This window comes from Streptomyces capoamus, from assembly GCF_014654935.1.
GTDB classification, from domain to species: Bacteria; Actinomycetota; Actinomycetes; order Streptomycetales; family Streptomycetaceae; genus Streptomyces; species Streptomyces capoamus.
On sequence record NZ_BNBF01000010.1, the window covers coordinates 241,001 to 257,512 of the forward strand.

The 16,512-nt window shown below is 73.2% G+C and carries 15 protein-coding genes; 9 read left to right on the forward strand and 6 right to left on the reverse strand.

Features of this window, described 5'->3' with window-relative positions; all coding sequences use genetic code 11:
- The 3 genes from IE312_RS40730 to IE312_RS18375 all read right to left on the reverse strand — a co-directional run.
- The coding region (locus tag IE312_RS40730) for a hydroxymethylglutaryl-CoA lyase-like TIM-barrel protein (protein WP_502266977.1) at positions 1-424 on the reverse strand (424 nt) is incomplete at its 3' end.
- 17 nt (positions 425-441) lie between these two features.
- Positions 442-2,358 (reverse strand): ATP-binding protein, encoded by a 1,917-nt coding sequence (locus IE312_RS18370; RefSeq protein WP_189983090.1) that lies wholly within the window; start codon positions 2,356-2,358, stop codon positions 442-444.
- A gap of 11 nt (positions 2,359-2,369) precedes the next feature.
- The gene (locus tag IE312_RS18375) at positions 2,370-4,001 is read right to left on the reverse strand and encodes a carboxyl transferase domain-containing protein (protein ID WP_189983092.1); all 1,632 of its coding nucleotides are present in this window, start codon (positions 3,999-4,001) and stop codon (positions 2,370-2,372) included.
- A gap of 107 nt (positions 4,002-4,108) precedes the next feature.
- Between IE312_RS18375 and IE312_RS18380 the strand changes: the two genes are divergently transcribed.
- From IE312_RS18380 to IE312_RS18395, 4 genes are all read left to right on the forward strand, one after another.
- Positions 4,109-4,705 (forward strand): SACE_7040 family transcriptional regulator, encoded by a 597-nt coding sequence (locus IE312_RS18380; protein WP_189983094.1) that lies wholly within the window; start codon positions 4,109-4,111, stop codon positions 4,703-4,705.
- A 71-nt stretch (positions 4,706-4,776) separates the two neighbouring features.
- On the forward strand, positions 4,777-5,352 hold the full coding sequence (locus IE312_RS18385; RefSeq protein WP_189983096.1) for a hypothetical protein: 576 nt from the start codon (positions 4,777-4,779) through the stop codon (positions 5,350-5,352).
- Between the two features lie 105 nt (positions 5,353-5,457).
- Positions 5,458-6,615 (forward strand): acyl-CoA dehydrogenase family protein, encoded by a 1,158-nt coding sequence (locus tag IE312_RS18390; protein WP_189983098.1) that lies wholly within the window; start codon positions 5,458-5,460, stop codon positions 6,613-6,615.
- A 46-nt stretch (positions 6,616-6,661) separates the two neighbouring features.
- Entirely contained in the window at positions 6,662-7,537 is an 876-nt protein-coding gene (locus tag IE312_RS18395; protein ID WP_189983100.1) for an acyl-CoA thioesterase, read from the forward strand.
- 83 nt (positions 7,538-7,620) lie between these two features.
- Here the strand turns inward: IE312_RS18395 and IE312_RS18400 are convergent, their stop codons facing one another.
- The gene (locus tag IE312_RS18400) at positions 7,621-7,818 is read right to left on the reverse strand and encodes a hypothetical protein (RefSeq protein WP_189983103.1); all 198 of its coding nucleotides are present in this window, start codon (positions 7,816-7,818) and stop codon (positions 7,621-7,623) included.
- Between the two features lie 359 nt (positions 7,819-8,177).
- On the opposite strand from IE312_RS18400, the gene IE312_RS18405 reads away from it, so the two are divergent.
- Positions 8,178-8,471: a hypothetical protein gene (locus IE312_RS18405; RefSeq protein WP_194704706.1), complete on the forward strand. Its 294-nt coding sequence runs from the start codon at positions 8,178-8,180 to the stop codon at positions 8,469-8,471.
- A gap of 115 nt (positions 8,472-8,586) precedes the next feature.
- Here the strand turns inward: IE312_RS18405 and IE312_RS18410 are convergent, their stop codons facing one another.
- Together IE312_RS18410 and IE312_RS18415 are read right to left on the reverse strand one after the other, a co-directional pair.
- Positions 8,587-9,375 carry a phosphatase gene (locus IE312_RS18410; RefSeq protein WP_189983105.1) on the reverse strand — a complete coding sequence of 263 codons (789 nt, stop codon included), beginning with the start codon at positions 9,373-9,375 and terminating at the stop codon, positions 8,587-8,589.
- Positions 9,376-9,459: 84 nt separating this feature from the next.
- Entirely contained in the window at positions 9,460-11,271 is a 1,812-nt protein-coding gene (locus IE312_RS18415) for a PucR family transcriptional regulator (RefSeq protein WP_189983107.1), read from the reverse strand.
- Between the two features lie 190 nt (positions 11,272-11,461).
- On the opposite strand from IE312_RS18415, the gene IE312_RS18420 reads away from it, so the two are divergent.
- The 4 genes from IE312_RS18420 to IE312_RS18435 all read left to right on the forward strand — a co-directional run.
- Positions 11,462-12,922: a sodium:solute symporter family protein gene (locus IE312_RS18420; RefSeq protein WP_189983108.1), complete on the forward strand. Its 1,461-nt coding sequence runs from the start codon at positions 11,462-11,464 to the stop codon at positions 12,920-12,922.
- A 56-nt stretch (positions 12,923-12,978) separates the two neighbouring features.
- Positions 12,979-13,959: an agmatinase gene (gene speB, locus IE312_RS18425; protein WP_189983115.1), complete on the forward strand. Its 981-nt coding sequence runs from the start codon at positions 12,979-12,981 to the stop codon at positions 13,957-13,959.
- Positions 13,956-15,644: a thiamine pyrophosphate-binding protein gene (locus tag IE312_RS18430; RefSeq protein WP_189983118.1), complete on the forward strand. Its 1,689-nt coding sequence runs from the start codon at positions 13,956-13,958 to the stop codon at positions 15,642-15,644. Before speB ends, IE312_RS18430 begins: the two co-directional genes overlap by 4 nt.
- Positions 15,645-15,825: 181 nt before the next feature.
- Positions 15,826-16,512, forward strand: a 687-nt coding sequence (locus tag IE312_RS18435; protein WP_229900036.1) for a serine hydrolase, incomplete at its 3' end; no start/stop codon positions are given.

Genomic DNA, 16,512 nt, shown 5'->3' on the forward strand with positions numbered 1-16,512 from the left:
CGTGCACGCCCCGGTCCTTCGCCTGCCGCACCACCGGCTCGAACACCGCCAGGGACTCGTCCAGCGTGCGGTTGAGGTTGGCCTTGGCGAAGGACTCGGTGGCGCTGGCGAACACGGCGACGCGCCCGGCGCCGAGGGCCAGCGCCCGGTCCAGGCCGCGCTGGTTGGGCACCAGCACCGGCAGGTCCGCCCCGAGGTCCCGGACCAGCGGGAACAGCTCCTCGGCGTCGGCGAGCTGGGGCACCCACCTGGGGTGCACGAAGCTCGTCGCCTCGATCGTGGTCAGGCCCGCGCCGGCCAGCCGGCGGATGAACTCCGCCTTCACCGCTGTCGGCACGGCCGTCTTCTCGTTCTGCAGTCCGTCGCGCGCGCCGACCTCGTGGATCCGCACCCGCGCGGGCAGGTCCGGGGCCGGTACGACCATGGGCAGCGGCTCGGCGGTCACGGCGCCACCTCCTCGTGCGGTGCGATGACGGCCAGCACCTGGTCCATGGCGACCGCGGTGCCCGGCGTCACGTCCAGCTCGGCGACCGTGCCGGCGTGCGGGGCGGAGATGACGTGCTCCATCTTCATCGCCTCCACCACCAGCAGGCTCTGCCCCGCGGTGACCTCGTCGCCGACGGCCACCTTCACCACCGTCACCGTGCCGGGCATGGGCGCGGTCAGCGAGTCGGCGCCCGCGTGGGCCGAGCGGTTCAGGGACGCGGCGACCGGGTCGTGGTCGCGCACGTGCCAGGCGTCGCCGTCGCGGCCCAGCCAGTCGCCGGCGCGGCGGAAGGTGTGCCGGACGCCGTCGAGGGTGACGGTCACCCGGTCCCCGGCGACCGTGTGGACACCGCGGGGCGTGTGGGTCACCGGGTCCTGCACCCGCAGCGGGAAGGACGGCGGCTTCGGGGTGCCGCCCAGGCGCCAGCCGCTCGGCACCGAGAACGGGTCGGTCCAGCCCTCCGGGCGGGGTTGCAGCGAGGCCAGCCGCACGGCGGCCGCCGCCTCGTAGACCTCCTCGGGCACCTCGGCGGGGACCAGCTCGTCCACCACCCGCTCCACCAGCCCGGTGTCCAGCTCGCCCGCCACCACCGCCGGGTGGGCCAGCAGCCGGCGCAGGAAGCCCGCGTTGGTCTGCACGCCCAGCGTGACCGTCTCCGCGAGGGCCGCACGCAGCCGGCGCAGCGCCGTCGCGCGGTCGGGGCCGTAGGCGATCACCTTGGACAGCATCGGGTCGTAGAGGCTGCCCACCTCGGTGCCCTCGCTCAGTCCGGAGTCGGTGCGGACGCCGTCGCCCCGGGGCTCGTCCAGCAGCAGCACCGTGCCGCCGGACGGGAGGAACCCGCGCGCGGGGTCCTCGGCGCAGATCCGGGCCTCCACCGCGTGGCCCGTCAGCCGCAGGTCCTGCTGCGCGAAGCCCAGCCGCTCCCCGGCCGCCACCCGCAGCTGCCACTCGACCAGGTCGAGTCCGGTGACGAGTTCGGTGACCGGGTGCTCCACCTGGAGCCGGGTGTTCATCTCCATGAAGTAGTACGACGACGGGTCGCCGCCCGGGACGATGAACTCCACCGTGCCCGCGCCCCGGTACCCGCACGAGCGGGCCGCCTGCACGGCCGCCGCGCCCATCGCGGCCCGGGTCTCCTCGTCGAGCAGGACGCTGGGCGCCTCCTCGATGATCTTCTGGTGGCGCCGCTGCAGGGAGCACTCGCGCTCGCCGAGGTGGACCACGTTGCCGTGGCCGTCGGCCAGCACCTGGATCTCGATGTGCCGGGGCCGGTCGACCCACCGCTCCACCAGCAGGGTGTCGTCGCCGAAGGAGGCGCGGGCCTCGCGGCGGGCCGCGGCGATCTCCTCCTCCAGCACGCTCAGGTCCCGCACCAGGCGCATGCCCTTGCCGCCACCGCCGGCGGACGGCTTCAGCAGCACGGGCGCCCCCAGCTCGCGGGCCGCCGCGGCCAGTTCGGGGTCGCGCCCGCCGGGCACGACCGGCACCCCGGCCGCCTTCACCGTCTCCTTGGCGCGGATCTTGTCGCCCATGAGCGCGATCGCGTCGGCCGGCGGGCCGATGAAGACCAGCCCGGCCTCCTCGCACGCGCGCGCGAAGCCCGCGTTCTCGGCGAGGAAGCCGTACCCCGGGTGGACGGCCTGGGCGCCGGCGCGGGCGGCGGCCTCCAGCAGCCGCTCCACCGACAGGTAGCTCTCGGCGGCGGGCGCCGGGCCGATCCGGACCGCCGTGTCGGCCTCCCGGACGTGCCGCGCGTCGGCGTCGGCGTCGGAGAAGACCGCCACCGAGCGCACGCCCAGCGAGCGGAGCGTACGGATGACGCGTACGGCGATCTCGCCCCGGTTGGCGACCAGCACTGTGTCGAACACGGTTCCCCTCCTCACATCCGGAAGACGCCGAAGTGGGGCGTCGTGTAGTCGCGCTGGGCGAGCGGCGCGTTGGCGCAGGCCGTCAGGGCCAGGCCGAGGACCTGCCGGGTGTCCAGCGGGTCGATCACGCCGTCGTCCCACAGGCGGGCGGTGGCGTAGTAGGCGTTGCCCTGGCGCTCGTACTGCGCGCGGACCGGCGCCTTGAAGGCCTCTTCCTCCTCGGCCGGCCACTCCTCGCCACGCGCCTGGAGCTGGTCGCGCTTGACGGTGGCGAGGACGCTGGCGGCCTGCTCACCGCCCATGACGGAGATCTTGGCGTTGGGCCACATCCACAGGAAGCGGGGCGAGTAGGCCCGGCCGCACATCGAGTAGTTGCCCGCGCCGTAGGAGCCGCCCACGACGACCGTCAGCTTCGGCACGCGCGTGCAGGCCACCGCGGTCACCATCTTGGCGCCGTGCTTGGCGATGCCGCCCGCCTCGTAGTCCTTGCCGACCATGAAGCCGGAGATGTTCTGCAGGAACACCAGCGGGATGCCGCGCTGGTCGCACAGCTCGATGAAGTGGGCGCCCTTCTGGGCGGACTCGGCGAACAGGATGCCGTTGTTGGCGACGATCCCGACCGGGTGGCCGTGGATCCGGGCGAAGCCGGTGACCAGGGTCTGCCCGAACTCGCTCTTGAACTCGGCGAACCGGGAGCCGTCGACCACCCGCGCGATGATCTCGCGGACGTCGTAGGGGGTGCGGGAGTCGACCGGCACCGCGCCGTACAGCCCGTAGGGGTCGACCTTGGGCTCGGCGGCGGGCTGGACCTCCCAGGGCAGGGAGCGCCGGGCGGGCAGCGTGGCCACGATGTTGCGGACGATCCGCAGGGCGTGCGCGTCGTCCTCCGCGAGGTGGTCGGTGACCCCGGAGACCCGGGAGTGCACCTCGCCGCCGCCCAGCTCCTCCGCGGTGACGACCTCGCCGGTGGCCGCCTTCACCAGGGGCGGTCCGCCGAGGAAGATCGTGCCCTGGTTGCGCACGATCACGGCCTCGTCGCTCATCGCCGGGACGTACGCCCCGCCGGCCGTGCAGGAGCCGAGGACGGCCGCGATCTGCGGGATGCCGGCGCCGGACATCCGGGCCTGGTTGTAGAAGATCCGGCCGAAGTGGTCCCGGTCCGGGAAGACCTCGTCCTGCATCGGCAGGAAGGCGCCGCCGGAGTCGACCAGGTAGACGCACGGCAGCCGGTTCTCCAGGGCCACCTCCTGCGCACGCAGGTGCTTCTTCACGGTCATCGGGTAGTACGTGCCGCCCTTGACGGTGGCGTCGTTCGCCACGATCACGCACTCGCGCCCGCTGACCCGGCCGATCCCGGCGATCACCCCGGCGGCCGGGGCCTGTCCCTCGTACATCCCGTCGGCCGCGAGCGGGGCCAGCTCCAGGAAGGGCGAGCCCGGGTCGAGCAGCGTGTCCACCCTGTCCCTCGGCAGCAGCTTGCCCCGCGCGGTGTGCCGCGCCCGTGCCTTCTCGCCGCCGCCGAGGGCCGCCGCGGCCAGCTTGGCGCGCAGCTCCTCCACGAGGACGAGATGCGCCTGTTCGTTGGCCCGCCAGGCCTCCGACGCGGGATCTGCCGCGCTGTGGAGTTCCGGTGCCTCCTGCATCCTGCGGTCCCCTCACCCGGTGATCGAACCTCTGGTCCGCTGTTAATGAGCGTTAACCATTTCCTTCAGGTTAACGACCGCTAACCCCGCTGTCTAGAATTGACCGCATGGCCACCAGAACCGACGCCACGACCCGTCGCGAGCAGATCCTCAAGGAGGCCGCCCGGCTCTTCGCCGAGCGCGGCTTCCACGGCGTCGGTGTCGACGAGATAGGGGCCGCGGTCGGCATCAGCGGCCCCGGTCTGTACCGGCACTTCCCGGGCAAGGACGCGATGCTCGCCGAGCTGCTGGTCGGCATCAGCGGGCAGCTGCTGACCGGCGCCAGGCGGCGGCTGGCCGAGGCCGACGGTGTGCCGGCGGCCCGCGTCCTCGACTCCCTGATCGAGGGCCACATCGACTTCGCCCTGGACGACCGCCCGCTCATCACCCTGCACGACCGCGAGCTGGACCGCCTGCGCGACAGCGACCGCAAGCTGGTGCGCCAGCTCCAGCGGCAGTACGTCGAGCTGTGGGTGGAGGTGGTCCGCGCGGTGTATCCGGGCCTGACCGAGCCGGCCGCCCGGTCCGCCGTCCACTCGGTCTTCGGCCTGCTCAACTCGACCCCGCACCTGGGCCGCGCCGGCACCCTGCCGGGTCGTCAGACGACGGCGGCCCTGCTGCACCGGATGGCGCGCGGCGCGTTCGGGGCGGCGGGCGAGGAGTAGGCCGCCCGGGCTGTTCACGCAGGTCAGCAACGTGATCTGATGCGCTCCTGCACGCGATGAAGGGGGGAGCCGTGACGATCAGCACGGCCGGAAGGGCGACGGGCGCGAGGGTGCTGCGAGCGGTTGCCGCGCTCGCGGTGGCGGGGGCGCTGACCGCGGCGGCCGGGGGCGACCGCGCGCGGGACTACGCCGAGGGCCGCGCCCTGGCCGGGACGGGCAACCGGATCGGCTTCGAGCACGCGCGCGTGGGACACGAGTACTGGGTGAGCCTGCCCCTTCAGACCAACGACAGCGGGGAGCCGCTCACGCTGCTGCGGACGCGCTGGCTCCATGTGCCGCGGGGCGTGGAGGTGCTGCGCTACGGCGTCGTGACCCTGCGGGAGATGGGCGGCTACGGCCTCGTCATCTCCGACGACGCGCAGCTCCGCCGGGACGGCCTCGCGCGGGTCGGCGCCGAGCGCCCCGTCCCGGTGCCGCCGCACGCGAGCGCGGAGGCCTACGTCCTGGCCCGCGTCCGGGTGACCGGCCCGGTGGACGACGACCTCTCGGGCTACCGCGTCTGGTACCGCCAGGGGGCGGCCGAGTACCGCCAGGACCTCCTCTGGGACGCCGGGATCCGGCTGCGTCCCGAGGATCCGTGGGCGTGACGAGCGTTACGGCACGACCCCCCTGGACGCGGTTCCGTACTCGCCGGTACGGTTGGGTGAGCAAGCGCTTAGACATGCCGATGTCAGGTACGTGGAGGTGACGGCGTGCGCCGTACGGTGTTCAACGAGGATCACGAGGCGTTCCGGGAGACCCTTCGCGCCTTCATCGAGGCCGAGGTCGTCCCGGTGTACGACGAGTGGTTCGCCGCCGGCCAGGCGCCGCGCGACTTCTACTACAAGCTCGGCGAGCTGGGCGTCTTCGGCATCAGCGTGCCCGAGGAGTTCGGCGGCGCGGGCCTGGACACCCACAAGTTCGAAGCGGTCATCTACGAGGAGACCGCCCGCGCGGGCATCCAGTTCGGCGGCTCCGGCGTGCACGTGCTGCTCGCCCTGCCCTACATCAAGATGCTGGCCACCGACGAGCAGAAGAAGCGGTACCTGCCGAAGTTCGTCACCGGCGAGGAGATGTGGGCCATCGCGATGACGGAGCCGGGCACCGGTTCCGACCTCGCGGGCATGAAGACCACCGCCAAGCTGAGCGAGGACGGCACGCACTACGTCCTCAACGGCGCCAAGACCTTCATCACCGGCGGCGTGCACGCCGACAAGGTGATCGTCTGCGCCCGCACGGCCGCGCCGACCGCCGAGGACCGCCGCCACGGCATCTCCCTGTTCGCCGTGGACACCAAGTCCGAGGGCTACTCCATCGGCCGCAAGCTCGACAAGCTGGGCCTGCGCACCTCCGACACCGCCGAGCTGGCCTTCGTCGACGTCAAGGTGCCCGTCGAGGACCTGCTCGGCGAGGAGAACAAGGGCTTCTCCTACCTCGGCCACAACCTGGCCTCCGAGCGCTGGGGCATCGCCTTCGGCGCCTACGCGCAGGCCAAGGCCGCCGTCCGGTTCGCCAAGCAGTACGTGCAGGAGCGCACCGTCTTCGGCAAGCCGGTCGCCCACTTCCAGAACACCAAGTTCGAGCTGGCCGCCTGCCAGGCCGAGGTGGACGCCGCCGAGGCCGTCGCCGACCGCGCGACGGAGGCCCTTGACGCCGGCGAGCTGACCCCGGCCGAGGCCGCCTCCGCGAAGCTGTTCTGCACCGAGGTCGCGCACCGTGTCATCGACCGCTGCCTCCAGCTGCACGGCGGCTACGGCTACATGAACGAGTACCCGATCGCCCGCCTGTACGCGGACAACCGCGTCAACCGCATCTACGGCGGCACCAGCGAGATCATGAAGACGATCATCGCCAAGGACATGGGCCTGTAAGGCCCGCGACAGCGACACGTGATCACTGGCCGGTACAACTGACGCCATGAGCCAGGCACTCCAGGACCTCCTCGATCTGCTCGACCTCGAGCAGATCGAGGAGGACATCTTCCGCGGCCAGTCCCGCTTCGCCGTCGTCCCGCGCGTCTTCGGCGGGCAGGTCGCGGCGCAGGCGCTGGTCGCCGCCGGGCGGACCGTCCCCGCGGACCGGCCCGCCCACTCCCTGCACGCGTACTTCCTGCGCCCCGGCGACCCGGGCGCGCCGATCGTCTACACCGTGGACCGCATCCGGGACGGCCGGTCCTTCACCACCCGGCGGGTGGTCGCCGTCCAGCACGGGAAGCCGGTCTTCCACCTCTCGGCGTCCTTCCAGACGTACGAGGAGGGGCTGGAACACCAGGCGCGCATGCCCGCCGCGCCCGACCCGGCGACCCTGCCCACCTCGCAGGAGCGGCTGCGCGGCTACGCCCACCTCGCGCCCGAGGTGGTGGAGCGGTTCCTGGAGGCCCGCGAGGCCATCGACCTGAGGTACGTGGACGAGCCGCCGTACGGGCGGTACGGCGAGCCGCGCGAGCCGCACTCCCAGGTGTGGTTCCGCACCAACGGAAAACTCGGCGGCGCCGTCGACGAGCCCCTGCTGCACGTCGTACTCGCCACCTACGTCTCCGACATGACCCTGCTCGATTCCGTGCTGCTCGCGCACGGGCGCGGCGGCTGGGCCGTCGGGGACGTCGTCGGGGCGTCCCTGGACCACGCGATGTGGTTCCACCGGCCCTTCCGCGCCGACGAATGGCTGCTGTACGACCAGGAGTCGCCGTCCGCGCACGGCGGCCGCGGCCTCGGCCAGGCCCGGATCTACACCCAGGACGGACGGCTCGCCATCTCGGTCATCCAGGAGGGCGTGGTCCGCGTCCCGCGGTGACCGCCGCGCCCCGGCCCGCACGTGCCGAGAGGCGGGCGAGAACCCCTTGTCGGGGGCCTCGCCCGCCTCTCGGCATGCGGGGATCAGCCGACGTGGGCGCAGCCCGCGTCGCCCCAGACGGCGTGTGTGTCACCGGCCGAGGCGGCGCCGCCGGACTGCCAGCAGACGGACACGCCGCCGCCGTCGTCGTCGTGGCCGGCGGCGTGGGCGGAGGCCGGAGCGGCGGCCGCGAACCCGGCCGCGAGCAGACCGGCGAGAACGAGGGATATGCGCCTGAGCATGGGATGTCTCCTTGTCGTCGGGGGACCTGCCACGACTCTCCGGCAGGGACGGCGGGCGCGCACCCGGGAAGGTACGACCGGGTGGTGCCGCTTCCGGATGACGTGGGGCCCGCGCGGCAGTAGGCTCGTTTAGTGAAAGCCGCAACGAACGGCCTGCCCGGCGTGGCCGGTGTGCCCGGCAACGGGGGTTCTCGACGCCGTTTCGTATCTCTGCACAGCGGTGACATCTGACCGCGCCGCATCTTCGCATTTCGCAGCGGCGTGGCCATCCACCTCGCGCCTTCCGCAGGGAGCCGCGAGAGACGATGGAGATGGAAGGTATTCCCATGCGATCACAGCGCACGAGGCGCCTTGTCGCGTTGTCAGCCTCCGGCCTTCTGCTGGCCGGCGGAGCCGCGATCGGCACGGCCGGGGCCGCCTCTGCCTCGGAGCACAGCGACCACGGTTCCTACAGCAGCAGTTGGGGAGACGACGACAACGGACGTCACGGCGACCACAGTTCGTGGGGCGACGATGACGACGACTACGGCTACGGCGACCACGGCGGCGACTACGGCGGCTACGGCGGCGACCACGGCGGCGGTGGAGACCACGGCGGCGGTGGCGGCGACCACGGCGGCGGAGGAGGTGGACACGGCGGCGGCGGTCACTGATCCTGCCACGCACTGACCACGGCGTGCGGCCCCGGCGACGGGACCGCACGTCACGCCTGTCACACCGTCAGATCGGTGGCCGGTCGGGCCGGTTGCCCGTCCGGCCGGCTGCCCGTCAGTCCAGTCCCGCTTCCGCGAGCAGGTACGCCGTCATGGGGTCGTAGTGGCGCGGGCTGACGACATGGTCGTCCAGCGGCACGACGACCTGGACCGTGCCCTCGGCCTCGGCGAGGAACAGCGCCGGGTCGTTGCAGTCGGCGTACCCGACGGAGTCGACCCCGTGCTGGCCGGCGTACCCGGCCCAGCCGTGGTCGGCGACCACCAGGTCCGGCAGCGGCCGCCCCTCCCGTTCGAGCCCCGTCAGCACGGCCCGCATCGGCTCGCCCGAGTGGGTGTGCCACAGCGAGGCCCCGTGCTCCAGCACGGCCACGTCCGCGAACTGCATGACGTACCCCTCCTCCGTCTGCAGCCCGTCCGGGATGACCACGATCTCGCAGCCGGCGGCGCGCAGCGCGGCCGCCGTGGCCCGGTGCACGTCCAGCAGGCCGCCCGGGTGGCCGGTCGCGAACAGCACCCGCTGCCGTCCCGCGGCCGCCTTGCGCAGCCGCGCCGCCAGCCGGTCCAGCGCGTCCACGGTCAGCTCGGGGTCGATGGTGTCCTGCCCGTACCGGTACTCGGGGTCGTCGTTGACACCCACCCGCTCGGCCATCACCGCGAGGACGTCCTGCTCGTCGGTCCAGCGGTCGCCCAGCTCCAGGCCGAACCAGTAGCCGCGGACACCGTTGGCGAGCTGGCGGTAGTGGGAGAGGTTGTTCTCGCGGGGCGTGGCGACGTCCCCCGCGATACGGGTGCGCACCAGGTGGTCGACGAGCTGGGCGCGGCTGGGTGTCCCGGGTATCGGCATGCCTCCATTGTGGGGCAGCCCGCGGCCCGCGTCCTCGGCATACCGCCCGCTGGGACGGGGGTCACTCGGGTCCGCACCCCGTCCTCAGGTCCGCCGCAGCGCGAACCACAACTCCATGCGGACGTCCGGGTCGTCCAGGTCGACGGCCAACAGGGCGGCGCAGCGGGCGATCCGCTGCCGCACGGTGTTGCGGTGCACGCCCAGCGCCACCGCCGAACGGTCCCAACTGCCGTGCAGGGAGAGCCAGGTGCGCAGGGTCTCGGCGAGCGCGGCCTGCCCCGCCAGGGGGGCGAGCAGCGCACGGGCGTGCGTGTCGGCGTCCGTCCGCGGCACCAGGTCCTCCAGCGCCGGCCGGGCGGCGTGCCGGGCCAGCGGGGACCGGGTCGCGCGGGCCCGGGCGAGGGCACGGGCGGCCTGGGTGTCGGCGGCCGGCCACTCCGGCGGCCCGGCCGGGGCGCTCACCCCGAGCGTCCACCCGGACTGCGGCGGCGGTTCCCGGTCCGCCGGCACCAGCACCCGTACGACGTCACCGGCGAGGTCGACCAGCGGGGAGCCCAGGGCGGCGCCGAGCGCGGAGGCGGCGACCGCGTCCGGGGCCTGTGCCTCGGGCCGGGCGTGCACGACGAGCCACCGCCCGGTGCCGAGCAGCGGGGCCACCTGCTCGGGCGGGGCGCCCAGCAGCAGCCGCACCAGCGCGGAGGACCGGGCCGCCCCCGCCCCGCTCCGGTGCTCGCCGGTCAGCAGCGACAGCAGTACGGCGGCGACGGAGGCGATGGTGTGGTCCCCCGGGTCGCGCCGCGGGGCGGCCACCCCCAGCACGAACCCGGCACCGGCCCCGAGCGCATAGACGGCGAGATGGGTCGCACCGCAGGTGTCGGTGGCGGACGCGGGGTGCGGGCGGGCGGCGGCCCCGGCGGCCGGCGGCGCGGGAGCGGCCGGCACGGTGGAACCGGGGTGCGGGCGGGTTCGGGGGCCCGCGGGGGAGGGCGTCGGTCCGGACGGCGGGACGGCGTCCGGGCGGGGGCCCGGCCCGGATCCGTGCGGGAGGGACGCGCCGGCCGGGCCCGCGGTGGGGTGCGGGGCCGGTGCTCGGCCGGACCGGGGTGACGCGCCGGCCGGGTCCGCGGCGGGGTGCGGGCGGGGCGGGGAGCCCGCCGGCGGGGGCGTCGGGCCGGGGGCCGGATCGGGGTGCGGGCGGGAGCCGGTTCCGGCGGAGGCCGGGGGCGGGCGGTCGGGGTCCGTCGCCGGGCGGACCACCCCGGCCAGTTCCGCCAGCGCCGCCGGTACACCGTCCGGGACCTCCCGGCCCGCCCCCGCGACCTCCGTGCCGTCGGGCCCGTACAGCACCGCGGTGCCGCCCAGGTGCCGGGCCAGCCGGCGCAGTACCGAGGGCACCGGATCCGGCCGCGACGCAGCCGCCGCGAGGCTCTGCTGGGCCTCGGTGACCCGGCGCAGCTCCGCCAGCCGGGCCTGCGCCATCAGCTGCCACACCGCGCGGGCCACACCGGAGAACGTGGTCTGCGGCGGGACCTCCAGCAGCGGCAGACCGTGCCGCTCGCACGCGGCGGCCAGGGCGGGCGGGACCGTGTCGTGCACCGGGGCCAGTCCGAACCCGAGGGCCGCCCCGCCCGCCGCCACGATCCGGGAGACGTAGTCGTCGAAGTACCCGCCCGAGCCGGCCCCCTCCGGGACGTGCACGCCGGCGGTCAGCAGCAGCTCACCGCCGAGCAGGTACGGGTACGGGTCGGCCATCTCCGAGGTGTGCGCCCAGTGGATCACGATCCCCGGATCCGCCGGCCCGGCGATCTGCCGCAGCCCGAGGTCCTCCCGGGCCAGCAGCGCCTGGAGCGGTACGGGTGGGGTCGGTGGGACCGCTGGGGCGACCGGTTCCGGCATGGTGTGCGTTCCCTCCATCCCGTCCCGTTCGGATGGATGAAACGTACACTTCGCAGTCGCTTTCCGGCCACCTAATGTCAGGGGGGCACGGCAGCCGCGGGTACGGGCGGATGTCCCCGCGAACCGCTGCCGGCACACCCCGAAGCATCTGCACGACACGCCACCGGACAGCATTAAGGAGGGCCGCCCCATGGCCGTCGACTACACAGTGATCGTCGTCTATCTCGCCGGCATGCTGGCCATGGGCTGGTGGGGCATGCGCCGCGCCAGGTCCAAGAGCGAGTTCCTGGTGGCCGGCCGGCGCCTCGGGCCCGTCATGTACTCCGGCACCATGGCGGCGATCGTCCTCGGCGGCGCCTCCACCATCGGCGGGGTGGGCCTCGGCTACCAGTACGGCCTCTCCGGCGCCTGGATGGTCTTCACCATCGGCCTCGGCCTGCTCGCCCTGTCGGTCTTCTTCTCCGCGCGCATCGCCCGCCTGAAGGTCTACACGGTCTCCGAGATGCTCGACCTGCGCTACGGCGGACGGGCCGGCGTGATCTCCGGCGTGGTCATGTGGGCGTACACCCTGATGCTGGCCGTCACCTCGACCATCGCCTACGCCACCATCTTCGACGTCCTGTTCGACCTGAACCGCACGGTCGCGATCATTCTCGGCGGTTCGATCGTCGTCGCGTACTCCACCCTCGGCGGCATGTGGTCCATCACGCTGACCGACATGGTCCAGTTCGTGGTCAAGACGATCGGCGTGCTCCTGCTCCTGCTGCCGATCGCGGTCGTCAAGGCGGGCGGCTTCGGTGCGATGAAGGCCGAGCTGCCGACCTCGTACTTCGACCCGCTGGGCATCGGCGGCGAGACGATCTTCACCTACGTCCTGATCTACACGTTCGGCATGCTGATCGGCCAGGACATCTGGCAGCGCGTGTTCACCGCCCGCGACGACACCACCGCCAGGTGGGGCGGCACGGTGGCCGGAACCTACTGCCTGGCCTACGCCCTGGCCGGCGCGGTGATCGGCACCGCCGCCAAGGTGCTCTACCCGAAGCTGGGCAGCCCCGACGACGCCTTCGCCACCATCGTCAAGGACGAACTGCCCGTCGGCGTGCGCGGCCTGGTCCTGGCCGCCGCCCTCGCCGCCGTGATGTCGACCTCCTCCGGCGCCCTGATCGCCTGCGCCACCGTCGCTAACAACGACATCTGGTCCCGCCTGCGCGGCGCGGCCCGCCGCGGCGGCGAGGAGCACGACGAGGTCAAGGGCAACCGCGTCTTCATCCTGCTGATGGGCCTCGCCGTGATCGGCACCGCGATCGCGCTGAACAACGTCGTCGAGGCGCTCACCGTCGCCTACAACCTCTTGGTCGGCGGCCTGCTCGTGCCCATCCTCGGCGGCCTGCTGTGGAAGCGCGGCACGGTCCACGGCGCTCTGGCCGCCGTCGCCGTCGGCGGCCTCGCCGTCATCGGCCTGATGGCCGGCTACGGCATCCTCGCCAACGAACCCGTCTACTACGGCCTGGCGGCCTCCCTCGTGGCCTACGTCGCCGTCTCCCTGGTGACCAGGCCCACCGACGAGGCGATTCTCGCCACCTGGCAGGGGCGTCTCGCCGGCCGAACCCCCGAACTCGTGTCCGAACCGGTCCCGGCTCCCCAGTAGAGTCATAGGGAAAGCAGTACAAGCGCGATGAAGCGCTGGAAAGAAGGCATTTCACCATGAGCAGCAACGAGACACCCCGCGGCCCCGTCGACTCCTCCCGCATCCCGCGGTACGCCGGACCGGCGACCTTCGCCCGGCTGCCCCGCCTGGACGAGGTCGGCACCGCCGACGTCGCCGTGGTGGGCGTGCCGTTCGACTCCGGTGTCTCGTACCGGCCGGGCGCCCGCTTCGGCGGCAACGCCATCCGCGAGGCGTCCCGGCTGCTGCGCCCGTACAACCCGGCGCAGGACGCCTCCCCGTTCGCCCTCGCGCAGGTCGCGGACGGCGGCGACATCGCCGTGAACCCGTTCAACATCAACGAGGCCGTCGAGACCGTCGAGGCCGCGGCCGACGAGCTGCTCGGCACCGGCGCCCGCCTGATGACCCTGGGCGGCGACCACACCATCGCCCTGCCGCTGCTGCGCTCGGTGGCGAAGAAGCACGGCCCGGTCGCCCTGCTCCACTTCGACGCCCACCTGGACACCTGGGACACCTACTTCGGCGCCGAGTACACCCACGGCACCCCGTTCCGCCGCGCGGTGGAGGAGGGCATCCTCGACACCGAGGCGCTCTCCCACGTGGGCACCCGCGGCCCGCTCTACGGCAAGCAGGACCTCACCGACGACGAGAAGATGGGCTTCGGCATCGTCACCTCGGCGGACATCTACCGCCGGGGCGCCGACGAGGTCGCCGACCAGCTCCGCCAGCGCATCGGGGACCGCCCGCTGTACATCTCCATCGACATCGACTGCCTCGACCCGGCCCACGCGCCCGGCACCGGCACCCCCGAGGCGGGCGGCATGACCTCCCGCGAGCTGCTGGAGATCCTGCGCGGGCTGGCCGGCTGCAACCTGGTCTCGGCGGACGTCGTCGAGGTCGCCCCGGCCTACGACCACGCGGAGATCACCTCGGTCGCGGCCTCCCACACGGCGTACGAACTGACCACCATCATGAGCCGCCAGATCGCGGCCGCCCGGAAGGACGCGGAAGCGAAGTGACCCACGACCACGACCTGGTACTCCGCCCGACGACGGCGCAGATCACCGCCGCCCTGAACCCTCCCCCGGGGCGCAACGGCGGAGACCTGGTCGTGGAGACGCTGGCCGGGCTGGGCGCGACCACGGTGTTCGGTCTGCCCGGCCAGCACGCCCTCGGCATGTTCGACGCCCTGCGCCGCTCGACGCTGCGCTACGTGGGCCTGCGCGTGGAGAACAACGCGGGCTTCGCGGCCGACGCCTACGGCAGGATCACCGGCGAGGCGGCCCCGCTGCTGCTCTCCACGGGCCCCGGCGCGCTCACGTCCCTGGCCGCGCTCCAGGAGGCGGCGGCCGCCTCCGCCCCCGTCCTGGCGATCAGCAGCCAGGTCCCGACGGCCGGCCTGGGCGGCGGCCGGCACGGCTACCTCCACGAACTCCCGGACCAGGCGGCCTCGTTCCGGGGCGTGGTGAAGTCGGTCCACACGGTCCGCACCCCCTCCCAGATCCCCTCCGCGATCGCGGCGGCCTGGAAGTCGGCCCTGACGGCCCCGCACGGCCCGGTGTGGGTGGAGATCCCGCAGGACGTCCTGCTGGCCGAGACCTCGCTGCCCGTGGTGACGGCGATGGACGCGACCCCCGACGACCTGGCCCCGCGCCCGGAACTGACGGCGGTGGCGGCCGACCTGCTGTCCCGCGCCGCCCGCCCGGCGATCGTCGCCGGCGGCGGGGTGGTCCGCGCCGACGCCTCCGGCAAGCTGCTGCAGCTGGCCGAGACGCTCCGGGCGCCGGTCGTGACGACCTTCGGCGGCAAGGGCGCGTTCCCCTGGAACCATCCGCTGTCCCTGCAGTCCTGGCTGGAGGACCGGCACACGACGGACTTCCTGGAGGACGCGGACGTCCTGCTGGTGGTCGGCTCGGGCCTCGGCGAACTCTCCTCCAACTACCACACGTTCCGGCCCCGGGGCCGCGTCATCCAGATCGAGGCGGACCTCGGCAAACTGGAGTCCAACCACCCGGCCCTCGGCATCCACGCGGACGCCCGCCTGGCCCTCCAGGCGCTGCTGGAGACGGTGTCACCGCGCACGGACGACTCCGCGCCCGAGCGGGTGCGCGAGCTCCTGGCCCGCGTGTCCGAGCGCATCGCCGCCCAGGAACTGGCCCTGGAGCAGGACGTGCTGGCTTCGGTGCGCCGCGCCCTGCCCGCCGACTCCCCGTCCTTCTGGGACATGACGATCCTCGCCTACTGGGCCTGGTCGGCCTTCGACGCGCAGGGCCCCAACACCATGCACTCGGCCCAGGGCGCGGGCGGCCTCGGCTACGGCTTCCCGGCCGCCCTGGGAGCGGCGGCGGCGGACCCGACCCGTCCGGTGCTGGCGGTGTCCGGCGACGGCGGCGCGCTGTACTCGATCGCCGAGCTGGCGACGGCGAAGCAGTACGACCTGAACGTCACCTGGCTGATCGTCGACGACGGCGGCTACGGCATCCTGCGCGAGTACATGACGGACGCCTTCGGCCGGCCGACGGCAACGGAACTCCACCGCCCGGACTTCGTGGCCCTCGCGGAGTCCTTCGGCGTCCCGGGCGTCCGCACGACCCCGGAAACCCTGGAGCAGGACCTGGCGAAGGCCCTGGCGACCCCGGGCCCGTCGGTGGTGCTCCTGCCGGCGGTACTGCGGATGTTCGCGCCGACACACCGGTCCGAGTGACGTAATCGGGGCTGCCGGCCCGGGGCCGGCGGCGGGCTGCTCGGTGAGAGCCGGGTAAGGAACTCCCGTTCCCCGAACGGGTGTACAACTATCGCCCCTCATGGCGAGTCACACATGCAGCGCACGGGTGCGCTCAACGGCGTTCAGGGGGACGCCCGTACGACTCCCAAGGGGACTTTCCATGACTTACCGGACCTCCGGCCGGGCCGGTGTGCTCGCGGCCGGTGTCAGTGCCGCGCTGCTCATACCGGCCGTGACCGCCGCCAGCCCGGCCGCCGCGGTCACGCCCGCCGTGACCTGCACGTCCGCCAAGGCGGGCCTGGCCGACAAGCTGAAGAAGGACATCACGGCCGCCCTCGCGAACCGCAAGGGCACCGTCGCCGTCGGCCTGTACGACCGCGGCACCAAGACCACCTGCACCCTCCGGGCCACCAGCGCCTACGACTCGGCCAGCACCGTGAAGGTCACCGTGCTCGCCACGCTGCTGTGGGACGCGAAGAAGCACAACCGGTACCTGACGAGCACCGAGCAGTCGCTCGCCAAGGCCATGATCACCCAGTCCGACAACACCGCGACCAGCAAGCTCTGGAAGCAGCTGGGCATGACGAAGATCAAGGGCTTCCTGTCGGCCGCCGGGATGACCAAGACCGTGCCGGGGACGGACGGTTACTGGGGCCTGACCCAGGAGAACGTCAACGACGAGCAGAAGCTGCTCAAGCTGGTCACCGCCAAGAACAGCGTGCTGAGCGACAACTCCCGTACCTACATCCGCAAGCTGATGGGCCAGGTCGTCGCGGACCAGCGCTGGGGCACTCCGGCGGGGGCGCCGTCGTCCGTCGCCGTGCACGTGAAGAACGGCTGGCTGCAG